Raw genomic sequence first — 20,683 nt, forward strand, 5'->3', positions numbered from 1 at the left:
CCTCGTTACCCCGGGGCCCGCCACCACCCAGAGCAAGGAACCGCAGTGGAGCAGCAGACCCCCGACCCAGGTCCCCTGACCGGCACGACGCCCGTCAAGCGCAACATGGCCGAGATGCTCAAGGGCGGCGTCATCATGGACGTCGTGACGGCCGACCAGGCCAAGATCGCCGAGGACGCCGGAGCCGTCGCGGTGATGGCTCTCGAGCGCGTGCCCGCCGACATCCGGGCCCAGGGCGGCGTCTCGCGGATGAGCGATCCCGACATGATCGACAGCATCATCGCCGCGGTGTCGATCCCCGTGATGGCCAAGGCCCGCATCGGCCACTTCGTCGAGGCCCAGGTGCTGCAGAGCCTCGGGGTCGACTACATCGACGAGTCCGAGGTGCTCACCCCGGCCGACTACGCCCACCACATCGACAAGTGGCTGTTCCAGGCCCCCTTCGTCTGCGGGGCCACCAACCTCGGTGAGGCGCTCCGCCGCATCTCCGAGGGTGCGGCCATGATCCGCTCCAAGGGCGAGGCCGGCACCGGTGACGTCTCCAACGCGACGACCCACATGCGCAAGATCGGTGGTGAGATCCGGCGCCTGACGACGATGCGCGACGAGGAGCTCTACGTCGCCGCCAAGGAGCTGCAGGCCCCGGTCGACCTGGTCAAGGAGATCGCCCGCACGGGCAAGCTGCCGGTCGTGCTCTTCACCGCCGGTGGCATCGCCACCCCCGCCGACGCCGCGATGATGATGCAGCTGGGAGCCGAGGGCGTGTTCGTCGGCTCGGGCATCTTCAAGTCCGGCAACCCGTCACAGCGCGCCGAGGCCATCGTGAAGGCCACGACCTTCTTTGACGACCCCGACATGGTGGCCAAGGTCTCGCGCGGCCTCGGCGAGGCCATGGTCGGCATCAACGTCGAGGAGATCCCCGAGCCCCACCGGCTCGCCGAGCGCGGCTGGTAACCCCCCACCCCCCACCCCCCACCGTCGCCCCACCCCCCGCGCGTTCCAAACTAGGGAAACCCTTGGTTCGGCGCCCTCCAGACGTCAGAACCAAGGGTTTCCCTAGTTTGGAACGCAGGCGTTGGGTGGGTTGGGTGGGGGGAGGGGAGGGGGGGTCAGCCGGCCCAGCCGCCGTTCTGGTGCAGGCGGTTGACCTCCACCGTGGCCACGGCTGCGGTGTGGTCGTCCACCGCGTGGGGGCTGAGCCGTCCGCCTCCGTGGCGACGGTCGAGCACCCACGCCCCGGCGAGGGTGAGCACGAGCAGGGAACCGATCGCGATCCAGAACACCATGGCTGAGCCTCCTGTGGAGTGGGGCTGCCGCCCCGGGTCAGCGAAGGCTAACCGGTGCAGGCGTCCATGGGAGGTCGTGTCGTGGGAACCGGTCATCCGGGTGACGACTTCCTGGGACCTATGATCGACAGGTGAGCGACGTGACTGGCTTCTTCTCCGACCTCGTCTTCGTCCAGCTGAGACTGGTTGACCTCGTCGAGCGCCGGTTGAGGGCCGACGGCGGGCCCGAGGTCTCGTCGTACCTCCCGCTGCTGGCCATCGGCCGGCTCGAGGCCACGCGCGTGCAGGATCTGGCGAGCGAGCTCGGCGTCTCGGTCGGCGGGGCCAGCAAGGCGGTCGACCGGCTGGAGCAGGCCGGATGGGTCAAGCGCAAGCCGCACCCGGAGGACCGACGCTCGGCGACCGTCTCCCTCACCGCGTCCGGCCGGCGTCAGCTCGCGAAGGCGAGCACCAGCGTCGCCGCGGCGCTGGACGAGGGCCTGTCCCTGCCGGAGACGAAGCGCAGCCAGCTCGACGGCGCGCTGACCCAGCTGCGCGAGGGCCTCGGCACCTGAGCGGGCGGTGTCAGGTCACCAGCGCGCGGCGCGTGTTCTGCGGGCTCTCGTGCTCGGCCCCGGCGAGGACGGCGGCCAGGTGCTCGGCGGCGGCCAGGGCGTCCGCGTGGCTGACGTAGAGCGGCGCGAAGCCCAGCCGGATGATGTCGGGCTCGCGGAAGTCGCCGATCACGCCGCGGGCGATGAGGGCCTGCACCACTCCATACGCCGCGGGGTGGCGCAGTGACACCTGCGACCCGCGGCGGTCACCGTCCATCGGCGTCGCGAGCGGCAGGTCGACGCCGAGCCCGCCGAGGCACTCGACGAAGAAGGCCGTCAGCGACAGGGAGCGGGCGCGCAGCGCAGCGACCTCCACCCCGTCGTAGGCGGCGAGCGCAGCCTCGAGGGCCAGCAGGCTGATCATCGGGCTGGTGCCGGTGCGCGCCCGGCTGATCGTGGGGGAGGGGACGTAGTCGGGCTCCATACCGAAGGGGCGGGCATGGCCGTTCCACCCGGCCAGCGGGTTGTGGAACTGCTCGAGGTGCTCGCGGCGCACGTAGACGAACGACGGCGCCCCCGGGCCGCCGTTGAGGTACTTGTAGCCGCAGCCGATGGCGAAGTCGGCGCCGGCGTCGTCGAGGTGCAGGTCGAGCACTCCCGCGCTGTGGCAGAGGTCCCAGCACGACAGGCCACCCACCCCGTGGACGGCGCGGGTGATCTCGTCGAGGTCCCACAGCTCGCCGGTGCGGTAGTCGAGCGACGAGTAGACGGTCAGGGCCACGTCGTCGCCGAGCTCGCGCACACGCGTCGCCGCGTTGGCGGGGTGCACGCGCTCGACAGTCAGGCCCACGAGATCGGCGGCCGAGCTGACGACGTAGAGGTCGGTGGGGAAGGAGTCGGTGTCGACGAGCACCCGGGCGCGGCCCGGACGCATCCGCGCGGCAGCGGCGACGACCTTGAAGATGTTGGTCGTCGTCGAGTCGGTGACGACGGTCTGCCCGGAGGCGGCTCCGACGAGGGCGCCGATGCGGTCGCCCACCCGCTCGGCGGCGGGCCACCACGCAGCGTCGTTCCACGACCGCACCAGACCCTGGCCCCACTCCCGCGTGACCACCTCGGACACCCGTTCGGCCACCCCCACGGGCAGGGCTCCGAGCGAGTTGCCGTCGAGGTAGACCAGCCCCTCGGGCAGGACGAAGCGGGAGGACCGGTCGGCGGCGGCGTGCTCGGCGTCGAGCGCCGCCGCCCGGGAGACGAGGGCGGGGTGGGTCGGCATGAGATGTCGATCCTATCGGGGCCGACGGCGGGGCACCCCGTAGCGTCCTTGTCGTGACAACCACCCTGCGACCAGTCCACTCCCCGACGACCGGGCCGACCATCGGCGTCCTCGCGGTCCAGGGGGACGTGCGCGAGCACGTTCAGGCCCTGGAGGCCTGCGGCGCGCGCGCCGTCACCGTCCGACGCCCCACCGAGCTGGCAGCCGTCGACGGGCTGGTCCTGCCCGGGGGCGAGTCGACGACGATGGACAAGCTGCTGCGCGCCTTCGAGCTGCAGGCGCCGTTGCGCGAGCGGATCGCCGGGGGCCTGCCGGTCTACGGCTCCTGCGCCGGGATGATCCTGCTCGCCGACCGCATCACCGATGGCCGCCCCGACCAGCAGACGGTCGGCGGGCTCGACATCACCGTGAGGCGCAACGCCTTCGGGCGCCAGGTCGACTCGTTCGAGGAGGATCTCGCCTTCAGTGGGTTCGACACCCCCGTGCACGCGCTGTTCATCCGTGCGCCGTGGGTCGAGAGCGCCGGCGACGCGGTCGAGACGCTCGCCCGTGTCGAGACTGGGCCCGCCGCGGGTAGGATCGTCGCCGTTCGACAGGGCGCGCTGCTCGCCACCTCCTTCCACCCCGAGGTGACCGGTGACCGGAGGGTCCACGCCCTGTTCGTCGACATGGTGAAGAATCTGTGAACTGCACTGGTTGTCGGGGTGCAGTGCTATCGAAGGGACGCGCATGAGCGGGCACTCCAAGTGGGCCACCACCAAGCACAAGAAGGCGGTCGTCGACGCCAGGCGCGGCAAGCTCTTCGCCAAGCTCATCAAGAACATCGAGGTCGCCGCCCGCACCGGTGGGGGTGACGTCGTCGGCAACCCCACGCTCTACGACGCGGTGCAGAAGGCCAAGAAGACGTCGGTCCCCAACGACAACATCGACCGCGCGGTCAAGCGCGGGAGCGGAGCCGAGGCCGGTGGCGCCGACTGGCAGACCATCACCTACGAGGGCTACGCGCCCAACGGTGTCGCGGTGCTCATCGAGTGCCTCACCGACAACCGCAACCGGGCGGCCGCCGAGGTGCGCACCGCGCTCACCCGCAACGGTGGCCAGCTGGCCGACCCCGGCAGCGTGTCCTACGTCTTCCACCGCAAGGGTGTCGTGGTCGTGCCCAAGGGCACGTTGACCGAGGACGACCTGCTCGAGGTCGTGCTCGACGCCGGCGCCGAGGAGGTCAACGACCTCGGCGACTCCTTCGAGATCGTCTCTGGCGCCAGCGACTTCGTCGCGATCCGCACCGCCGTGCAGGCCGCCGGCATCGACTACGACTCGGCCGAGGCCTCGTGGGTGCCCGATCTGCAGGTGCCGCTCGACGCCGACGGGGCCCGCAAGATGTTCCGCGTCATCGAGGCCCTCGAGGACTCCGACGACGTGCAGAACGTCTACGCCAACGGTGACGTGCCCGACGACGTGCTGGCCGAGCTCGACGACGACGACGAGTAGGCGCTCGGGCACCCAGCCCACGACGTGCGCCGCGCCGTCGGCGCGCCGTGACCGCTCGCTCGTCCCGACGCGGTAGCGTTCCTCCCGAACACCTGTTCGGACGGGTCGTCCTCGTGACGGCTCGCCGCCCGACTCCTGGAGGTAGGCCGTGACGCGCGTCCTCGGCGTCGACCCCGGTCTGACCCGGTGCGGGCTCGGGGTCGTCGAGGGCGAGCCGGGTCGCCGGCTCACGATGGTCGCCGTCGGCGTCGCCCGCACCCCGGCCAGCGACGACACCCCCCGGCGGCTGCTCGCCCTCGAGGTCGAGATCGAGCAGTGGGTCGAGCGCCACCGACCCGACGTGGTGGCCATCGAGCGCGTCTTCGCCGACGTCAACGTCGCGAGCGTGATGGGCACGGCCCAGGCCTCGGCCGTGGCCATGCTGGCTGCGGTCCGGCGCGGCATACCGGTGCAGCTGCACACGCCGACCGAGGTCAAGGCGTCGGTCACCGGGTCGGGCCGGGCCGACAAGGCGCAGGTCACCGTCATGGTGACCCGGCTGCTCCTGCTCGACACCCCACCCAAGCCGGCCGACGCGGCCGACGCGCTCGCCCTCGCCATCTGCCAGATCTGGCGCGGGAGCACCCAGACCAGGCTCGCCGAGGCCGCCGCCAAGCAGCAGGCCGTCCTCGCTGCGCGCCGGGCGGTGGCCCGATGATCGCCAGTGTCCGTGGGCTCGTCGTGCGGGCGGGCCTGGACCGCGTGGTCGTCGAGGTCGGCGGGGTGGGCATGCTCCTGCACACGACGCCCGCCACGGCCGCCTCGCTGCGCCCCGGGGTCGAGGCCTCGCTCGCGACCAGCCTCGTGGTGCGCGAGGACTCCCTGACGCTCTACGGCTTCGCCGACGACGACGAGCGGGCGATCTTCGAGACGGTGCAGACGGTCTCCGGAGTGGGGCCTCGGCTCGCGCTGGCCATGCTGGCGGTGCACGCGCCCGACACCCTGCGACGGGCGGTCGCCGGCGGCGACGTGCTCACGCTCACCAAGGTGCCCGGCATCGGTCGCAAGGGTGCCGAACGGCTCGTCCTCGAGCTGCGCGACCGCATCGGGAGTGTGGTCGGTGCCACCGCGAGCACGGGTGGGCGACCTGCGCCGGCGCCGTGGCAGGACCAGGTGCGCGACGCCCTGGTCGGGCTGGGCTGGACGGCCAAGCAGGCCGACGACACCGTCGTCGCCGTCGCGGCCACCGCGCCGGCCCCGGACACGTCCGTCTCCGCGCTGTTGCGCACCGCGCTGCAGGTGCTCGGACGGTGAGCGCGGTGCCCGAGCAGCCGGACGGTGACCCGGATGCCGTGTCCTCAGCGACCGCCGTCGACGGCTCCTGGGACGCGACCGCGCGCCTCGTCGACCCCGTGGGCGACGAGGGGGAGCGGCAGGTGGAGGCGGCGTTGCGACCGCGTCGCCTCGACGAGTTCCCCGGGCAGCCGCGGGTGCGCAACCAGCTCGCCCTCGTGCTCGAGGCGGCCCGCCGCCGGGGGAGCCCCCCCGACCACGTGCTGCTCTCCGGCCCACCCGGCCTGGGCAAGACGACCCTGGCGATGATCGTCGCTGCCGAGCTCCAGCAGCCGATCCGGATCACGTCGGGCCCGGCCATCCAGCACGCCGGCGACCTCGCGTCGATCCTGTCGTCGCTCGCCGAGGGCGAGGTGCTCTTCCTCGACGAGATCCACCGCATGTCGCGCTCGGCCGAGGAGATGCTCTACCTCGCCATGGAGGACTTCCGGGTCGACGTCATCGTCGGCAAGGGGCCGGGAGCCACCGCCATCCCGCTCGAGCTGCCCCCCTTCACCGTGGTGGGGGCGACGACTCGCGCGGGTCTGCTCCCGGCACCGCTGCGCGACCGGTTCGGCTTCACCGGCCACCTCGACTTCTACGCCACCGACGACCTCGTGACCATCCTGCGACGCTCGGCCCGCCTGCTGGGCATCGACGCCGACGACGACGCCGTGCGCGAGATCGCCCTGCGGTCGCGCGGCACGCCGCGCGTCGCGAACCGGCTCCTGCGTCGGGTGCGTGACTGGGCGCAGGTGCACGGCCAGGGCGTGGCCGATCTCCTGGCCGCCCGCACGGCGCTCGCCCTCTTCGACGTCGACGAGCGTGGGCTCGACCGGCTCGACCGGGCCGTCCTCGAGGCCCTGTGCCGACGCTTCGGGGGTGGTCCGGTCGGTCTGAGCACGCTCGCCGTCGCGGTCGGTGAAGAGGCCGACACCGTCGAGACGGTCGCGGAGCCGTTCCTCGTGCGGGAGGGGTTCATCGTGCGCACCCCCCGCGGTCGCGCCGCGGCCCCCGACGCGTGGCGGCACCTGCAGATCACCCCGCCGGCCTCGGCACCCGGGCTGCTCGCCGGCCAGGCGCCGCTTCCGCTCGACGACGAGGAGCGTTTCCGGGGCTGAGCGGCCGTCCGCAGGGGGCCCACACGGGTGGCACCCATGGGGTGGCGCGCGCCGGGCAGCCAGCCGCCACACGACATGCCTTTGGTCCCACCCCCGACGCTCACCTAGACTTCCGCGGGCACACCGGCACCGTCGCCGGCACTCGTGCGCACCCCGGCTCGTTGAGCCCACCAACGCACCCGCCTCCCCGTGCGGGGACCACCGATCGAGGACCACCCACCGATGACTGACCTGAGCGGCCTGTTGCTGCCGTTGCTGCTCCTGCTGCTCGTCGGCTTCATGTTCTGGAGCCAGCGACGGCGCCAGCGGGCAGCCCTCGAGCTGCAGGCGGGGCTCGAGGTCGGGTCCGAGGTCTGCACGACCTCCGGCCTCTACGGCGTCATCACGGCGCTCGACGACACGGTGGCGCACCTGCAGGTGGCTCCGGGCACCGTGGTGAAGTTCGATCGTCGGGCAGTCGCCCTCGCCGTGCCCACCCTTCCCACCCTCCCGACCTCCCCGACCTCCCCGACCGACGAGAAGTAGGACACCTGTGGCCCGCGATCCCCGCACCAAACGCCCCCGGCAGGTCCTGGCGGCCCTCGTCGTGCTCCTTGCCCTGCTGGTAGGCGGCAGCGCAGCTGCTGCCGCCTGGGGTGGCGGCCAGTGGACCCCGAAGCTCGGTCTCGACCTCGAGGGTGGCACCGAGATCGTGCTCGAGCCGGTTGTCGCCAACGGCTCCCAGGTCAGCCAGGGTCAGATCGACAAGGCCCGGGACATCATCGAGAACCGGGTCAACGCCTACGGGGTGAGCGAGGCCGAGGTCTCGACCCTGGGCGGTCGCAACATCGTCGTCGACATCCCCGGGGTCGCGTCGCCGGCGACGCTCAACGCCATCAAGAAGCCCTCCCAGCTGCGGTTCCGGGCCGTGCTCGCAGAGGGTGCCGGCTCGCCGCAGGCCGCCGCCGCCGCGGCGAGTGCGACTGCCGCGGCATCAGGTACGCCGACACCGAGACCCAGCGCGTCGGCTACGCCCTCGACGAGCGCTCCGGCCTTCACACCGGACCCCCCGCAGACGTCGGCCAACGCTGCGGTCCCCGAGGCTCTGCGCGCTGCCGACCCGACGCCGTCCACCACGGGAACCACAGGTACTACCGGCGCCACGGGTGCCACCAGCACCGGTGGCAGCACCGCGACCACGGCGACCCCGGGCTCGTCCGCGCCGGTCCTCGACCAGCCGACCGACACCCCCACGGCCAAGCCGACCAGTGCCAGCGACATCGCCTGGATCACGCCCGACCTGGCGAAGGCCTTCAGCGCCCTCGACTGCTCCAAGCCCGAAACGGCCTCGGCCACGGTCGACGACCCGGCCAAGCCGCTGGTCGCCTGCTCGGCGAACCGTCAGGCGAAGTACGTCCTCGGCCCGGTCGAGGTCGACGGCACCGACATCTCCGACGCCACCTCGGGCTACCAGGCAGGCCCCAACGGACAGCCGACGACCGTGGTCGAGGTGGCCCTGACCTTCACCGGTGAGGGCACGAAGAAGTTCGCCGACGTCACCACGCGGCTGCTCGGGCTCAAGGGGGCACAGAACCAGTTCGCCATCGTCCTCGACAAGCAGGTGATCTCCGCGCCGACCACCCAGGCCGCGATCACCACCGGCCGGGCCAGCATCACCGGCTCGTTCACCATCGACAGTGCCCGTGACCTGGCCCAGCAGCTGAAGTTCGGGGCGCTTCCCCTGTCGTTCAAGCTCCAGACCCAGGACGACGTCAGCCCGACCCTCGGCTCCGAGCAGCTGCGGCTCGGCCTGCTCGCCGGGCTGGCCGGCCTGCTGCTGGTGGTCGTCTACTCGCTGCTGCAGTACCGGCTGCTCGGTCTGGTCACGGTGGCGTCCCTCGTCGTCGCGTCGGTGATCACCTACCTCGCCCTGGTGCTGCTCGGCTGGTCCTACGACTTCCGACTGACCATGGCCGGCGTCACCGGCGTCATCGTGGCCATCGGCGTGACCGCCGACTCGTTCATCGTCTACTTCGAACGCGTGCGCGACGAGGTGCGTGACGGTCGGCCGCTGGTGGCGGCGGTCGAGGCCGGCTGGGCTCGTGCCCGGCGCACCATCCTCGCCGCCGACGCGGTGAACTTCCTCGCTGCCGTCGTGCTCTACCTGCTCGCCGCGAGCAACGTGCGAGGATTCGCCTTCACCCTCGGGGTGACGACGCTGATCGACCTCGTCGTGGTCATCCTCTTCACCCATCCCGTCGTGGCCCTCCTCGCCCGCACCGAGTTCTTCGGGGGTGGGCACCGCTTATCGGGGCTCGATCCCGAGCGGCTCGGCTCCAAGGTCCGCTACGTCGGGCGGGGCCAGTTCTCCGGCCCGGGCGCCCGGCCGGCGTCCTCTCGCCCGGGTGGGGTCGAACCCGCCACCGGATCCGTCGTCCGCGGCGCGTCAGCTGAAGGAAAGGCCTGAGCCATGGTCAACTTCGCCGAGGTCGGCAACGACCTCTACACCGGTAAGCGCTCCATCGACTTCATCGGTCGCCAGAAGGTCTGGTATGTCGTGTCGGGGGTGCTGATCGCCCTGGCCCTCATCGGTGTCTTCGCCCGTGGGCTGAACTTCGGGATCGAGTTCCGCGGTGGTTCCGAGTTCCGCGTGCCCGGGGTCTCGAGCACCGCTGCCTACGAGCAGCGGGCCCAGCAGGCCATGGCGACCGCCGGCGTGGGTGGCAACATCGTCGCTACCGTCATCGGTCGCGACACCGTCCGGGTGCAGACCGAGTCGGCCGGGGAGCAGAACGACGCCGCCGCGACCGCGCTGGCCTCCACCTTCGGTGTCCCGGTACAGAACATCTCGAAGTCGTCCATCGGCCCGTCCTGGGGGGCGTCGGTGAGCGCGAAGGCCATCCAGGGCCTGGTGATCTTCCTCGTGCTGGTCGCCATCTTCATGGCGATCTACTTCCGCACCTGGACGATGGCTGTCGCCGGCCTCGTCGCGCTGGTGCACGACCTCGTGATCACGGTCGGGATCTACGCGCTCTTCGGCTTCGAGATCACACCATCGTCGATGATCGGTTTCCTCACGATCCTCGGCTACTCGCTCTACGACACCGTGGTCGTCTTCGACAAGGTGCGCGAGAACACGACGGCCGCCCTGTCGTCGAAGCGGACGACCTATCGCGCGGCCGCCAACCTCGCGGTGAACCAGACCCTGGTGCGCTCGATCAACACCACGGTCGTGGCGCTGCTCCCGATCGCCGCCATCCTCGTCGTCGGTTTCGTGGCCCTGGGTCCGGGCACCCTGCTCGACCTCAGCCTCGCGCTCTTCGTGGGCATCGCGGTGGGGGCCTACTCGTCGATCTTCATCGCGACCCCGCTGCTGGTCGATCTGCGTCGGCACGAGCGTGACATCACCGAGCTGGACAAGCTCGTGGCGCGCACGAGCGGCCGGACCACTGGCCAGCGCACCACCGTGGCGGCCGGCGCCGTTGCCGGCTCCTCGGCGGCACGCGGGGCTGGCGTCGCGACGCTGCCGGACCCGGCGCTCACCGAGGACAGCGGGGACAGCGGGGACACTGCGCCCGCCGACCACCCGCAAGACGTCGCTGGCGGCGGTACCAGGCAGGATGCTCCGGCAGGCGGTGGCGCGGGTCGCCAGGTGCACAAGTGGGCGCAGGCCGGGCCACGCAACCAGCCGAAGCGCCCCCCGAAGTCCAAGCGGTGACCACGCCGCCTCCCGACCCCCACGACGAGCTGGCGGGGCGGGTGAGGGCGCTGTTGCGCGACGTGCCGGACTTCCCGGCCCCCGGCATCCTCTTCAAGGACTTCACGCCCCTGCTGGCCGACGCCGACGCCCTGCGGGCCCTGGTCGACGACATCGCCGGGCGCTACGACGGCAGGGTCGACGCGGTCGCGGGGATCGAGGCCCGTGGCTTCGTCCTCGGGGCCGCCGTCGCCTACCGTCTCGGCATCGGGTTCGTCCCCGTGCGCAAGGCCGGCAAGCTGCCGCCCGAGACCCACGCGGTGTCCTACGCCCTGGAGTACGGCGAGGCCACCCTCGAGGTGGCCACGAGCTCGTTCGGCGTCGGCCAGCGGGTGCTGGTCGTCGACGACGTCCTCGCCACCGGTGGCACTGCTGCCGCAGCCTGTGCGCTGGTCGAGCGCACCGGCGCCGTCGTCGTGGCGGTCGACGTGGTGCTCGAGATCGGATTCCTGCCCGGACGCGCGGCCCTGCCGGGCCGCGAGGTCCACTCGCTCGTCACCAGCTGACGGCACCCGTCCGGGCGGAGCAGCAGGCCGACTACACTTCGTTCATGAGTGAGGAGGTCCGCTCCGACACGCCGCCCACGACGTCCACGACGTCGGGGGCGTCGCCACTGCGCATGCGGGCCAGGCTGGCCCGTTTCGGCGGCCCCCGGATCGCGGGCAACCCCGTGCTGGAGCCCATCCTCCAGACGGTGCGCAGCACCCACCCCAAGGCCGACGTGTCAGTGATCGAGCGCGCCTACACGGTCGCCGAGCTGGCGCACCGGGGCCAGATGCGCAAGAGCGGCGACCCCTACATCACGCACCCCCTCGCGGTCACGACGATCCTCGCTGAGCTGGGCATGACGCCGACCACGCTGGCTGCCGCTCTGCTGCACGACACGGTCGAGGACACGTCCTACAGCCTCGAGCAGCTGCGGGGTGACTTCGGCACCGAGATCGCGGTGCTCGTCGACGGCGTCACCAAGCTCGACAAGCTGACCTACGGGGAGGCCGCCCAGGCCGAGACCGTGCGCAAGATGATCGTCGCGATGGCCCGTGACATCCGGGTGCTGGTGATCAAGCTGGCCGACCGGTTGCACAACGCGCGCACGTGGCGGTACGTCTCGCGGGCGTCGGCCGAGCGCAAGGCGCACGAGACCCTCGAGATCTACGCTCCGCTGGCGCACCGGCTCGGCATGAACACCATCAAGTGGGAGCTCGAGGACCTCTCCTTCGCGCAGCTCTACCCCAAGGTCTACGACGAGATCGTGCGGCTGGTGGCCGAGCGCGCACCCGCGCGCGAGGAGTACCTCGCGGGTGTCCGGAGCCAGGTCACGGAGGACCTGCGCGGGGCGCGGATCAAGGCCGCGGTGACCGGCCGTCCCAAGCACTACTACTCGGTCTACCAGAAGATGATCGTGCGAGGCCGCGACTTCGAGGACATCTACGACCTCGTCGCCGTCCGCGTGCTCGTCGAGACCGTGCGCGACTGCTACGCGGCCCTGGGGGCCCTGCACGCGCGGTGGAACCCCGTGCCGGGGCGCTTCAAGGACTACATCGCGATGCCGAAGTTCAACATGTACCAGTCGCTGCACACGACGGTCATCGGTCCCGGCGGCAAGCCCGTCGAGATCCAGATCCGCACGCACACCATGCACCGCCGGGCGGAGTACGGCGTCGCTGCGCACTGGAAGTACAAGGAAGACGGCGAGCCGGGCGGTCGCGACGACGACCCCTCCAACGACATGGCCTGGCTCAAGCAGCTCATGGACTGGCAGAAGGAGACCGAGGACCCGGGTGAGTTCCTCGACTCGCTGCGCTTCGAGATGAACGGCGGTGAGGTCTACGTCTTCACCCCGAAGGGCGAGGTGGTCTCGCTGCCGGCCGGCTCCACCCCCGTCGACTTCGCGTATGCCGTCCACACCGAGGTCGGCCACCACACGATCGGCGGCCGGGTCAACGGCCGGCTGGTGCCGCTGGAGTCGACGCTCGAGAACGGCGACGTCGTCGAGGTCCTCACGAGCAAGGCCGATGGCGCCGGTCCCAGCCGGGACTGGCTGGGCTTCGTCAAGAGCGCACGGGCACGCAACAAGATCCGCGGGTGGTTCTCGAAGGAGCGCCGCGAGGAGGCCATCGACTCCGGCAAGGAGGCCATCGCCAAGGCGATGCGCAAGCAGGGGCTTCCCCTGCAGCGGCTGATGACCGCCGACAGCCTCACCGTCATCGCCACCGAGCTGCGCCACCCTGACATCGACGGCCTGTATGCCGCCGTCGGCGAGGGCCACGTCTCGGCTCAGCACGTCGTGGAGCGCCTCGTCACGTCGCTCGGGGGCGAGGAGGGAGCCAGCGAGGACCTCGCGGAGGTCACCCTGCCCAGCAAGACGCGGGCGCGGCGCGGCGGAGACCCGGGTGTCGTGGTGGTGGGCACGGCCGACGTGTGGGTCAAGCTGGCCAAGTGCTGCACCCCCGTGCCGGGCGATCCCATCCTCGGCTTCGTCACCCGCGGCAGCGGGGTGTCCGTGCACCGTCGGGACTGCACCAACATCGAGACCCTGCTCGCTCAGCCCGACCGGCTCATCGACGTCGAGTGGGCTCCGTCGAGCTCGAGCATCTTCCTCGTGCAGCTCCAGGTCGAGGCCCTCGACCGGGCGCGCCTGCTCAGCGACGTGACGAGGGTGCTGTCCGACCAGCACGTCAACATCCTGTCGGCCTCGGTGCAGACCTCGCGCGACCGGGTGGCGCTGTCGCGCTTCACCTTCGAGATGGGCGAGCCCAGCCATCTCGACCACGTGATCCGCGCGGTGCGCAAGATCGACGGCGTCTTCGACGTCTACCGCATCACCGGCGGCAAGGCCACCGTCCCCTCCTAGACCCTCCCCAGGCCGGCGGGAGGGGATCAGCCGCCGAACTCCTCCACACCGGCGCGCGCCTGCGCGAGCCAGGCCTCACGGGCCTCCAGGGCCGCCCGGGCCTTCTCGACCTTGCCGGCACTGCCCGAGGCCTCTGCCTTCGCGAGGTCGTCCCGCAGACCTGAGACCGCGGCCTCGAGCTGCACGACGAGCGACTGGGCGCGGGCGGCGACCTCCGGGTTGCTCGACGACCACTTGCGGTCCTCGACCTCGCGCACGGCCGACTCGATGCGACGCATCGCCTTCTCGGTGCGCTCGAGGTCGGCCCGGGGCACCTTGCCCGCCTTGTCCCAGCGGTCCTGGATGCTGCGCAGAGAGGCCTTGGCCCGGTCGAGGTTCGAGACCGGCAGGATCTGCTCGGCTTCGACGAGCAGCGCTTCCTTGATCTCGAGGTTGCCGCGGAACGACTCCTCCTCGGCGGCGACGACTGCGTCCTTGGCCGCGAAGAAGGCGTCCTGGGCCGTACGGAACCGCTCCCAGAGCGCGTCGTCGTCGGCCCGGCCGGCGCGTCCGGCCTGACGCCAGTCGTCCATCAGGCGCTTGAAGGCGGTGGCAGTCGGAGCCCAGTCCTTGCTCGACGCCAGTCGCTCGGCATCAGCCACGAGCTGGGTCTTGACCGTCTTCGCCTCGGACTGCTGTCCGTCGAGCTGCGCGAAGTGCGTACGACGCGCCCGGTCGAAGCCGTTGCGGGCCGCACTGAAGCGCTGCCACAGCGCCGACTCCGAGGTGCGGTCGAGCCGGGGGCCACTGCGCTGGTGCTGCTTCCACTCGTCGAGCAGCTCGCGCATACGCGCTCCGCTGCTCTTCCACTGGATGCGCTCGAGAGGCTGGCCGGCGATCTGCTCGGCCTCGGTGACCAGGGCCTCACGATGGGCGCGGCCCTCCTCGCGGGCCGCCGCACGGGCGGCGGTCTCGACCTCCTTGCGACCGGCGATGGACTCGCCGATCTCGGCGACCGCGGCCTCCAGGGCCACCAGGTCACCGACCGCGCGTGGCTCGTGGGCCTGTTCGACGAGCTTGGCGTAGCTCTCCTCGGCGTCCTTCGCCGAGACCTCGGCCTGCGCCAGGCGCAGGCGCAGCAGGTCGGCCGCCGCGACGATCTCGTCGTACTTTCGCCCGTAGTAGGCCAGGGCGTCGGTGGGGCTGGCGCCCGGGTAGGAGCCCACCTCCCGCTCGCCGCCGCCGGGCAGGAGGACGAAGACCACGCCGTCGTCGGCCACGCGACCGAACTGGCGCAGAGCGGCAGCGGCGTGCGGTCGGGCGAACATCTTCGGGCTCGGCACCGGACCCGCGGAGGGGGTGGGGTGCGACGCCACCAGCTCGCCCGGGGTCGGGACCGCCGCCGCCGGGACGTCGACCTGGGCCGGCTCGGGCTCGACTGTGGGCACGGGCTCGGGCTCGGGCTCGGGCTCGACTACGGGCTCGGGCTCGACTACGGGCTCGGGCTCGACTGTGGGCTCGACCGCGGGCTCGGGCTCGAGCGCGGGCTCGACGGCCGCCTCCGGCTCGGCCGGGGTCGGGACCGCCGCCTCCGCCGGTACGTCGGGCTCGGGCACGGTCTCCGTCTCGGTCACGGGCTGCGTCTCCGTCGGCGTCTCCGCCTCCGGCTCGGCGTGTGTCTCGTCGGTCGACATGGCGTCGGTCACGGGTCAGCCCTTCACTTTCGCGGACGTGCCGGTGAGGCTGATGGGAGCCAGGGGCGAGGTCTGGTCGCCGGGGTTGATCCCCGCGGCAGCGATCTTGGTGACGATGTCGAGCCCGGCCGTCACCTTGCCGAAGACGGTGTAGCCGCTGCCGTCGCCCGACTTCGGGAGCGTCGTGGCCTTGTAGACGATGAAGAACTGGTCGGAGTTGCTATTGGGGTCGCCCGACTTGCGAGCCATGGCGAGGGTGCCCGCGGGGTACACGTCGTTGGCCGGGACGTTCTCGACGCCGTAGTGGTAGCCCGGGCCGGTGCCGCTGCCCGTGCCCGTCGGGTCACCGCACTGCAGTACGTAGATGCCCTGCGCCTTGCCGGTCAGGCGGTGGCACGGGCTCGAGGCGTAGTAGCCCTGTTGCGAGAGGAAGAGGAACGACGAGACCGCGATCGGGGCCTTCGTGCCGTCGAGCTCGGCCGTGATCGGTCCGCAGGTGGTGCTCAGCGTGGCGGTGAAGATCTTGCCCTTGGCGGCACCGAGGTCCGGCGTCCCGGTGAGCTTCTTGGGAGCGGTCAGTGCCGGGGGGACGGCGGTGCACCCGGCGAGGACCTTGGGGGTCGCGGTGGGTGTCGGCGTCGCCGAGGTCGCCCCCCCGGTCGGTGTCGACGTCGCGGACGTCGTCGGGTCAGCGGTGGCCGCCGGCGACGTGCGGTTCGTCAGCACGTTGGCACCGACGATGAAGACCGCCACCACGAGGACCACACCGATCACGGCGAAGATCGCCTGCTTGTCACGCACGAACTGGCCTCTCCTCTGCGCGGGCCTCGTGCCCGCGCCTGTCCTGCCTCGGCGACCGTGTCCCGTCCTGGGCCACACCCACCTGCCCTACCCTGCCGTGTCCGCCTCGCGTTCCGGGCGCGGCGCACGGCGCCGGACACGGGCGCCAGTCTAGGCAGGCCCTTCGGTGGTGCGCAGCGGCTGGGGTCGAGACGGGCATCACGACTGCGTGACGATGCGGCCTGCGCCCAGGGTGCAGGTCAGCCTGTCGGCCACGGTCACTATCCTCGGGCCCGTGCTCACCGTCGCCTTCCCGGCCGCCGCCTTCGACACCAACTGCTACGTGCTCGCGCCGGCCCCCGGAGAGGAGTGCCTCATCGTCGACCCCGGTATCGGGGTCGAGGAGCAGCTCGCCGAGGTGCTTGCCCAGCACCGCCTGCGGCCGGCAGCCGTGCTGCTCACCCACGGCCACATCGACCACGTGTGGTCCGTGACCCCGGTCTGCGGGGGTGCGACGGCGGCCTACATCCACGCCGACGACCGCTACCGCCTCGGTGACCTGATGGCGACGGTGTCCCCTCCGCTGATCGCGATGTTCGAGCGCCAGTTCGGCGCGGCGGCCACCTGGCGGTCGCCCGAGCGGGTCGTCGACCTGCACGACCACGAGCGTCTGCAGCTCGCCGGGCTCGACGTCGAGGTCCTCCACGCACCGGGGCACACCGAGGGCTCGGTGATGTTCGCCCTGCCCGGCGTCCCCGACGGCCTCGAGGGCGCCGAGGTGGCCTCGACCTGCCTCAGCGGCGACGTGCTCTTCGCCGGCTCGATCGGGCGGACCGACCTCGAGGGTGGCGACCCGGGCGCGATGACGCGCTCGCTGCGGGACGTCGTCCTGCCGCTGCGCGACGACGTGCTCGTCCTGCCCGGTCACGGCAGCGCCACCACCATCGGGCGAGAGCGCACCAGCAACCCCTACCTGCAAGGACTGACGGCATGACCGGCAACCAGCCCAACCAGCCCGCCAGGTCCGCGAAGCCCAAGCCGGCGAGGGTCACCAAGGTGCTCCCGCTCAGCGGCTTCCCCGAGCTGCTGCCCGCCGAGCGGATCATCGAGCAGCGCTTCCTCGACGTCATCCGCGAGACCTTCGAGCTGCACGGCTTCTCGTCCCTCGAGACCAGAGCGGTCGAGCCGGTCGAGCGTCTCCTCGGCAAGGGCACCGACGCCGACAAGGAGATCTACGGCGTCACCCGGCTCGCGTCCCGCGGCGACGAGCGGGCTGCGGCCGAGAGCGAGCTGGGCCTGCACTTCGACCTCACCGTGCCGTTCGCCCGCTACGTGCTGGAGAACGCCGGGCGGCTCGACTTCCCCTACCGGCGCTACCAGGTGCAGAAGGTGTGGCGGGGCGAGCGCCCGCAGGAGGGCCGCTACCGCGAGTTCTGGCAGGCCGACATCGACGTGGTCGACGTCGGCGAGCTGCCCGGGCACTTCGAGGCCGAGATGCCGCTCGTGATCGCCGACGTGTTCTCGCGGTTCCCGGTCGGCGACTTCGTCATCCAGGTCAACAACCGCATGATCCCTGAGGGGATCTACCGGGCTGTGGGGCTCGACGAGTCGGTCGGGGTGACCCAGACCCTGCGCATCGTCGACAAGCTCGACAAGATCGGCGTCGAGGGGGTGCGCCGGCTGCTGATCGAGGCGGGCGCCACGTCGCAGCAGGCCACGACCGCCCTGGCACTGGCCGAGATCCGCACCCCCGACCTCGGCTTCGTCGAGCGGGTGCGCTCCCTGGGCCTGACTCACCCCACCCTCGACCTCGGCCTCGCCGCCCTGTCGGCGGTGATCATCCAGGGCATGGAGCACGCCCCGGGGCGGATCGTCGCCGACCTGCGCATCGCCCGGGGTCTCGACTACTACACGGGCACCGTCTACGAGACCCAGCTGGTGGGGTTCGAGGCGTGGGGATCGTTCAGCTCGGGCGGGCGCTACGACGCCCTGGCGAGCGACGGCCGCACCACCTACCCGGGGGTGGGCATCTCGATCGGGGTCTCGCGCATCCTCGGCCTGCTGATCGGCAAGGGGCTGTTGACCTCGTCGCGCAAGACGCCGGCCGCCGTCCTCGTCGCCCTGAACACCGACGCCGACCGGCCGCGCTCGGCGTCGGTCGCGGCCGAGCTGCGTCGACGCGGCATCCCGTGCGAGGTGGCCCCCAGCGCGGCCCGGTTCGGCAAGCAGATCCGGTATGCCGAGCGTCGCGGCATCCCCTACGTCTGGTTCCCGGGCGACGAGAGCGGCGACGGCGACGCCGTCAAGGACATCCGCTCCGGCGCCCAGGTACCCGCCGAGGCCGCCACGTGGCAGTGCCCGGCGGCAGACCTGCGCCCCGAGGTCATCCGCGCCCCGGCGCCGGGGCCGGCGGGCGCAGACCCGCCGAGCGCAGCTCCAGCAGAGCCAGGCGCCTGACGACCTCGGGGTCGGCAGCGCGCCACGCTCCTGCGGGGTCGTCGCTGATGGCCGCCAGCCTGTGCATGGGCTGGCGCGCCATCGCCCGCAGGGCGAAGAGGTCGAGGTCGGCGTCGGCGTCGATGAGGCGCTGGGCGGCGCTCGCCCGGCAGACGAAGCGCCCGCGCAGGGCCAGCCAGGTGCCGACGACCAGCAGGATCGGCACCAGCGCGACGGTCAGACCGAGGACGACGGCCATCCGGTCGACGGCCGTGTGCATGTCGCGTCCCGCCTGTGCGAGCTGTGCGGCGCTGGTGGCGGCCCCGTCGAAGGGTCTGCGCGCCCCGTCGCCGAGCAAGGGCACCCTGGCCAGCTGCTCGGCCGCACCGCTCATGTTCGCGCCGAAGGAGGTCCCGGCGCCAGTGAGCTGGTCGGCGGTGCCCTGCAGCGACAGGATGTTGGTGTGGACGGTGCGCCCCACCTCGACCCAGACCGCGACCCACCCGAGGGTGAGCGCATCGGACGCGACCTGCGCGGCCCGGCGCCGGGGCAGGTCGGAGTAGACCTTCACGCGGGGCCCTCCCGGCGGGCGTCGTGGGCCCCGGGGGCCTCGGAGGCGTCGGGACCGGCGCTCAGCTGGGTCTGCATCCGGGAGACGAGCGCCTGCAGACCGCGCAGCGGGCGCACCATCACGGTGAACTCGACGAGTCGACCGCCCTCGTCCCAGGCCAGCAGGTCGACCCCGTGCACCTGCACGCCGTCGAGGTCGGCGCGGAACTCGAGGCACGCACTGCGCGGACCGAGCAGCTGCCGCCCGTAGTGCAGGGTGGGGCCGAGCACGGTCATCGCCGCCCTCAGGTAGGCCGTGGCGAGGTCACGGCCCTGCGCCGGTGCGTGCACCGCCGGCGACCGGAAGACGACCTCGGGGGCGAGCAGCCGAGCGAGCAGGGCGTCGCGGGTGGTCGGGTCCACGGCGTCGACCACGGCGTGCCAGGCACGCACCGGCGCCGGGATCTCGTGCACCGCGTCGGTCTCCTGCGAGAGGGGGGTCATCGGGGCTCCTCGGTGTGGTGGGGGAGCGGTCGGGGCCGCAGCCGTCACGCTAGCCTCGAGAGGTGCCCTCGACGCGACCCGTGCCCGTCGAGGCCTCCGTCCCCACAGCCCTGGAGCGTGAGGTACGAGGCTGGCTCGACCACCTGGAGGTGGAGCGGGGGGCCGCGGTCAACACCCTCAGCTCCTACCGCCGCGACCTGCGCCGGTATGCCGCGTTCCTCGCCGAGCGCGGCATCGTCGTGGCCGCAGGGGTCACCGAGCGCGACGTCACGGACTTCCTGGCCTCGCTGCGGGAGGGGTCGCCCGACCGGGCTCCGCTGTCGACCGCGTCGGCGGGACGCACCCTGGTCGCGGTGCGCGGGCTGCACCGCTTCCTCGCCCTCGAGGGGACCACGAGCACCGACCCCGCGGGCGACGTCAGCCCCCCTCGCCCCCCGTCGCGCCTGCCGAAGGCCATCCCGCTGCACGACGTCGAGCGCCTGCTCGAGGGGGCGTCCGGGGGAGAGCCCACGCTCGCGCTGCGCGACCGGGCGCTGATCGAGGTGCTCTACGGCGTGGGGGCCCGGATCAGCGAGGCCGTGGGCCTCGACCTCGACGACCTCGACCAGCTTGACCCGCTCGACCAGCTTCACCAGCTCGACGACCCCGCACCAGCAGCCGGCACGGGCTCGGTCCGCCTGCACGGCAAGGGCGACAAGCAGCGCATCGTGCCCGTCGGCCGCTACGCGCAGGAGGCCGTGGCGGCGTACCGCGTCCGAGGCCGACCCGAGCTCGTGCGCCGGGGCCGCGGGACACCAGCCCTCTTCGTCAACCAGCGCGGTGACCGGCTGTCTCGCCAGAGCGCCTGGGCGGTGATCCAGTCGGCGGCCGCCCGCGCCGGCCTCGCGGGTCACCTGTCTCCCCACACGCTGCGCCACTCCTTCGCCACGCACCTGCTCGACGGCGGGGCCGACGTGCGGGTGGTGCAGGAGCTGCTGGGGCACGCGTCGGTGACGACCACCCAGATCTACACGATGGTCTCGGTCCAGAGACTGCGCGAGGTGTATGCCGTGTCCCACCCCCGGGCCCGCTGACCCGCTGGTCGACCCGATGGCGCGCACGCCGTGACGTCCCGGCGGGGGGCCCTGCCGCTG

Annotated in this window: 21 protein-coding genes; 15 read left to right on the forward strand and 6 right to left on the reverse strand. The window is 72.1% G+C overall.

The genetic code is table 11. The features are described from left to right. Positions 1-45: 45 nt before the first annotated feature. Complete coding sequence (pdxS, locus tag V3N99_00155) at positions 46-954, forward strand: pyridoxal 5'-phosphate synthase lyase subunit PdxS (protein ID MEO3935146.1); 909 nt, start codon at positions 46-48, stop codon at positions 952-954. A 155-nt stretch (positions 955-1,109) separates the two neighbouring features. Here pdxS and V3N99_00160 read toward each other — a convergent pair whose 3' ends face one another. Next, positions 1,110-1,286: a hypothetical protein gene (locus tag V3N99_00160; protein MEO3935147.1), complete on the reverse strand. Its 177-nt coding sequence runs from the start codon at positions 1,284-1,286 to the stop codon at positions 1,110-1,112. Between the two features lie 131 nt (positions 1,287-1,417). Between V3N99_00160 and V3N99_00165 the strand changes: the two genes are divergently transcribed. After that, positions 1,418-1,840 (forward strand): MarR family transcriptional regulator, encoded by a 423-nt coding sequence (locus tag V3N99_00165; protein MEO3935148.1) that lies wholly within the window; start codon positions 1,418-1,420, stop codon positions 1,838-1,840. A gap of 10 nt (positions 1,841-1,850) precedes the next feature. Here V3N99_00165 and kynU read toward each other — a convergent pair whose 3' ends face one another. Next, the gene (gene kynU, locus V3N99_00170) at positions 1,851-3,095 is read right to left on the reverse strand and encodes a kynureninase (protein ID MEO3935149.1); all 1,245 of its coding nucleotides are present in this window, start codon (positions 3,093-3,095) and stop codon (positions 1,851-1,853) included. A 53-nt stretch (positions 3,096-3,148) separates the two neighbouring features. Between kynU and pdxT the strand changes: the two genes are divergently transcribed. The 10 genes from pdxT (at position 3,149) to V3N99_00220 (ending at position 13,608) form a co-directional block, all read left to right on the forward strand. Next, positions 3,149-3,781, forward strand: coding sequence for a pyridoxal 5'-phosphate synthase glutaminase subunit PdxT (gene pdxT, locus V3N99_00175; GenBank protein ID MEO3935150.1), 633 nt, complete (start codon positions 3,149-3,151; stop codon positions 3,779-3,781). 43 nt (positions 3,782-3,824) lie between these two features. Beyond that, on the forward strand, positions 3,825-4,586 hold the full coding sequence (locus tag V3N99_00180; protein ID MEO3935151.1) for a YebC/PmpR family DNA-binding transcriptional regulator: 762 nt from the start codon (positions 3,825-3,827) through the stop codon (positions 4,584-4,586). A 148-nt stretch (positions 4,587-4,734) separates the two neighbouring features. Beyond that, positions 4,735-5,283, forward strand: coding sequence for a crossover junction endodeoxyribonuclease RuvC (gene ruvC / locus V3N99_00185; protein MEO3935152.1), 549 nt, complete (start codon positions 4,735-4,737; stop codon positions 5,281-5,283). Continuing rightward, a complete protein-coding gene (ruvA, locus tag V3N99_00190; protein ID MEO3935153.1) occupies positions 5,280-5,879 on the forward strand; it encodes a Holliday junction branch migration protein RuvA in 600 nt (199 codons plus the stop codon). The genes ruvC and ruvA overlap by 4 nt, the downstream gene beginning before the upstream one ends. A gap of 5 nt (positions 5,880-5,884) precedes the next feature. Then, entirely contained in the window at positions 5,885-7,018 is a 1,134-nt protein-coding gene (ruvB, locus tag V3N99_00195; GenBank protein ID MEO3935154.1) for a Holliday junction branch migration DNA helicase RuvB, read from the forward strand. A gap of 222 nt (positions 7,019-7,240) precedes the next feature. After that, positions 7,241-7,543: a preprotein translocase subunit YajC gene (yajC, locus tag V3N99_00200; GenBank protein ID MEO3935155.1), complete on the forward strand. Its 303-nt coding sequence runs from the start codon at positions 7,241-7,243 to the stop codon at positions 7,541-7,543. A gap of 7 nt (positions 7,544-7,550) precedes the next feature. Further along, positions 7,551-9,464 carry a protein translocase subunit SecD gene (gene secD / locus V3N99_00205; protein MEO3935156.1) on the forward strand — a complete coding sequence of 638 codons (1,914 nt, stop codon included), beginning with the start codon at positions 7,551-7,553 and terminating at the stop codon, positions 9,462-9,464. Between the two features lie 3 nt (positions 9,465-9,467). After that, positions 9,468-10,715 carry a protein translocase subunit SecF gene (secF, locus tag V3N99_00210; protein MEO3935157.1) on the forward strand — a complete coding sequence of 416 codons (1,248 nt, stop codon included), beginning with the start codon at positions 9,468-9,470 and terminating at the stop codon, positions 10,713-10,715. Then, the gene (locus tag V3N99_00215; GenBank protein ID MEO3935158.1) at positions 10,712-11,260 is read left to right on the forward strand and encodes an adenine phosphoribosyltransferase; all 549 of its coding nucleotides are present in this window, start codon (positions 10,712-10,714) and stop codon (positions 11,258-11,260) included. Before secF ends, V3N99_00215 begins: the two co-directional genes overlap by 4 nt. A 44-nt stretch (positions 11,261-11,304) precedes the next feature. Next, positions 11,305-13,608, forward strand: a complete 2,304-nt coding sequence (locus V3N99_00220; protein ID MEO3935159.1) for a bifunctional (p)ppGpp synthetase/guanosine-3',5'-bis(diphosphate) 3'-pyrophosphohydrolase — start codon at positions 11,305-11,307, stop codon at positions 13,606-13,608. Between the two features lie 26 nt (positions 13,609-13,634). Here the strand turns inward: V3N99_00220 and V3N99_00225 are convergent, their stop codons facing one another. Together V3N99_00225 and V3N99_00230 are read right to left on the reverse strand one after the other, a co-directional pair. After that, complete coding sequence (locus V3N99_00225; protein ID MEO3935160.1) at positions 13,635-15,293, reverse strand: DUF349 domain-containing protein; 1,659 nt, start codon at positions 15,291-15,293, stop codon at positions 13,635-13,637. Positions 15,294-15,296: 3 nt separating this feature from the next. Next, positions 15,297-16,082 carry a peptidylprolyl isomerase gene (locus tag V3N99_00230; protein MEO3935161.1) on the reverse strand — a complete coding sequence of 262 codons (786 nt, stop codon included), beginning with the start codon at positions 16,080-16,082 and terminating at the stop codon, positions 15,297-15,299. A gap of 274 nt (positions 16,083-16,356) precedes the next feature. Here V3N99_00230 and V3N99_00235 point away from each other — a divergent pair, with 274 nt between their 5' ends. Together V3N99_00235 and hisS are read left to right on the forward strand one after the other, a co-directional pair. Beyond that, the gene (locus V3N99_00235; GenBank protein MEO3935162.1) at positions 16,357-17,055 is read left to right on the forward strand and encodes an MBL fold metallo-hydrolase; all 699 of its coding nucleotides are present in this window, start codon (positions 16,357-16,359) and stop codon (positions 17,053-17,055) included. Then, positions 17,052-18,518 carry a histidine--tRNA ligase gene (gene hisS / locus V3N99_00240; protein ID MEO3935163.1) on the forward strand — a complete coding sequence of 489 codons (1,467 nt, stop codon included), beginning with the start codon at positions 17,052-17,054 and terminating at the stop codon, positions 18,516-18,518. The genes V3N99_00235 and hisS overlap by 4 nt, the downstream gene beginning before the upstream one ends. Here hisS and V3N99_00245 read toward each other — a convergent pair. Continuing rightward, on the reverse strand, positions 18,445-19,068 hold the full coding sequence (locus tag V3N99_00245) for a hypothetical protein (protein MEO3935164.1): 624 nt from the start codon (positions 19,066-19,068) through the stop codon (positions 18,445-18,447). The two genes, hisS and V3N99_00245, sit on opposite strands and share 74 nt — an antisense overlap. Then, positions 19,065-19,550: a nuclear transport factor 2 family protein gene (locus V3N99_00250; GenBank protein ID MEO3935165.1), complete on the reverse strand. Its 486-nt coding sequence runs from the start codon at positions 19,548-19,550 to the stop codon at positions 19,065-19,067. Before V3N99_00250 ends, V3N99_00245 begins: the two co-directional genes overlap by 4 nt. A 62-nt stretch (positions 19,551-19,612) precedes the next feature. On the opposite strand from V3N99_00250, the gene V3N99_00255 reads away from it, so the two are divergent. Further along, positions 19,613-20,623 (forward strand): site-specific tyrosine recombinase XerD, encoded by a 1,011-nt coding sequence (locus V3N99_00255; GenBank protein ID MEO3935166.1) that lies wholly within the window; start codon positions 19,613-19,615, stop codon positions 20,621-20,623. The last annotated feature ends 60 nt before the right edge of the window (positions 20,624-20,683 follow it).

The sequence above is a fragment of the Dermatophilaceae bacterium Soc4.6 genome (genome assembly GCA_039889245.1).
In the GTDB taxonomy this organism is placed as follows: domain Bacteria; phylum Actinomycetota; class Actinomycetes; order Actinomycetales; family Dermatophilaceae; genus Lapillicoccus.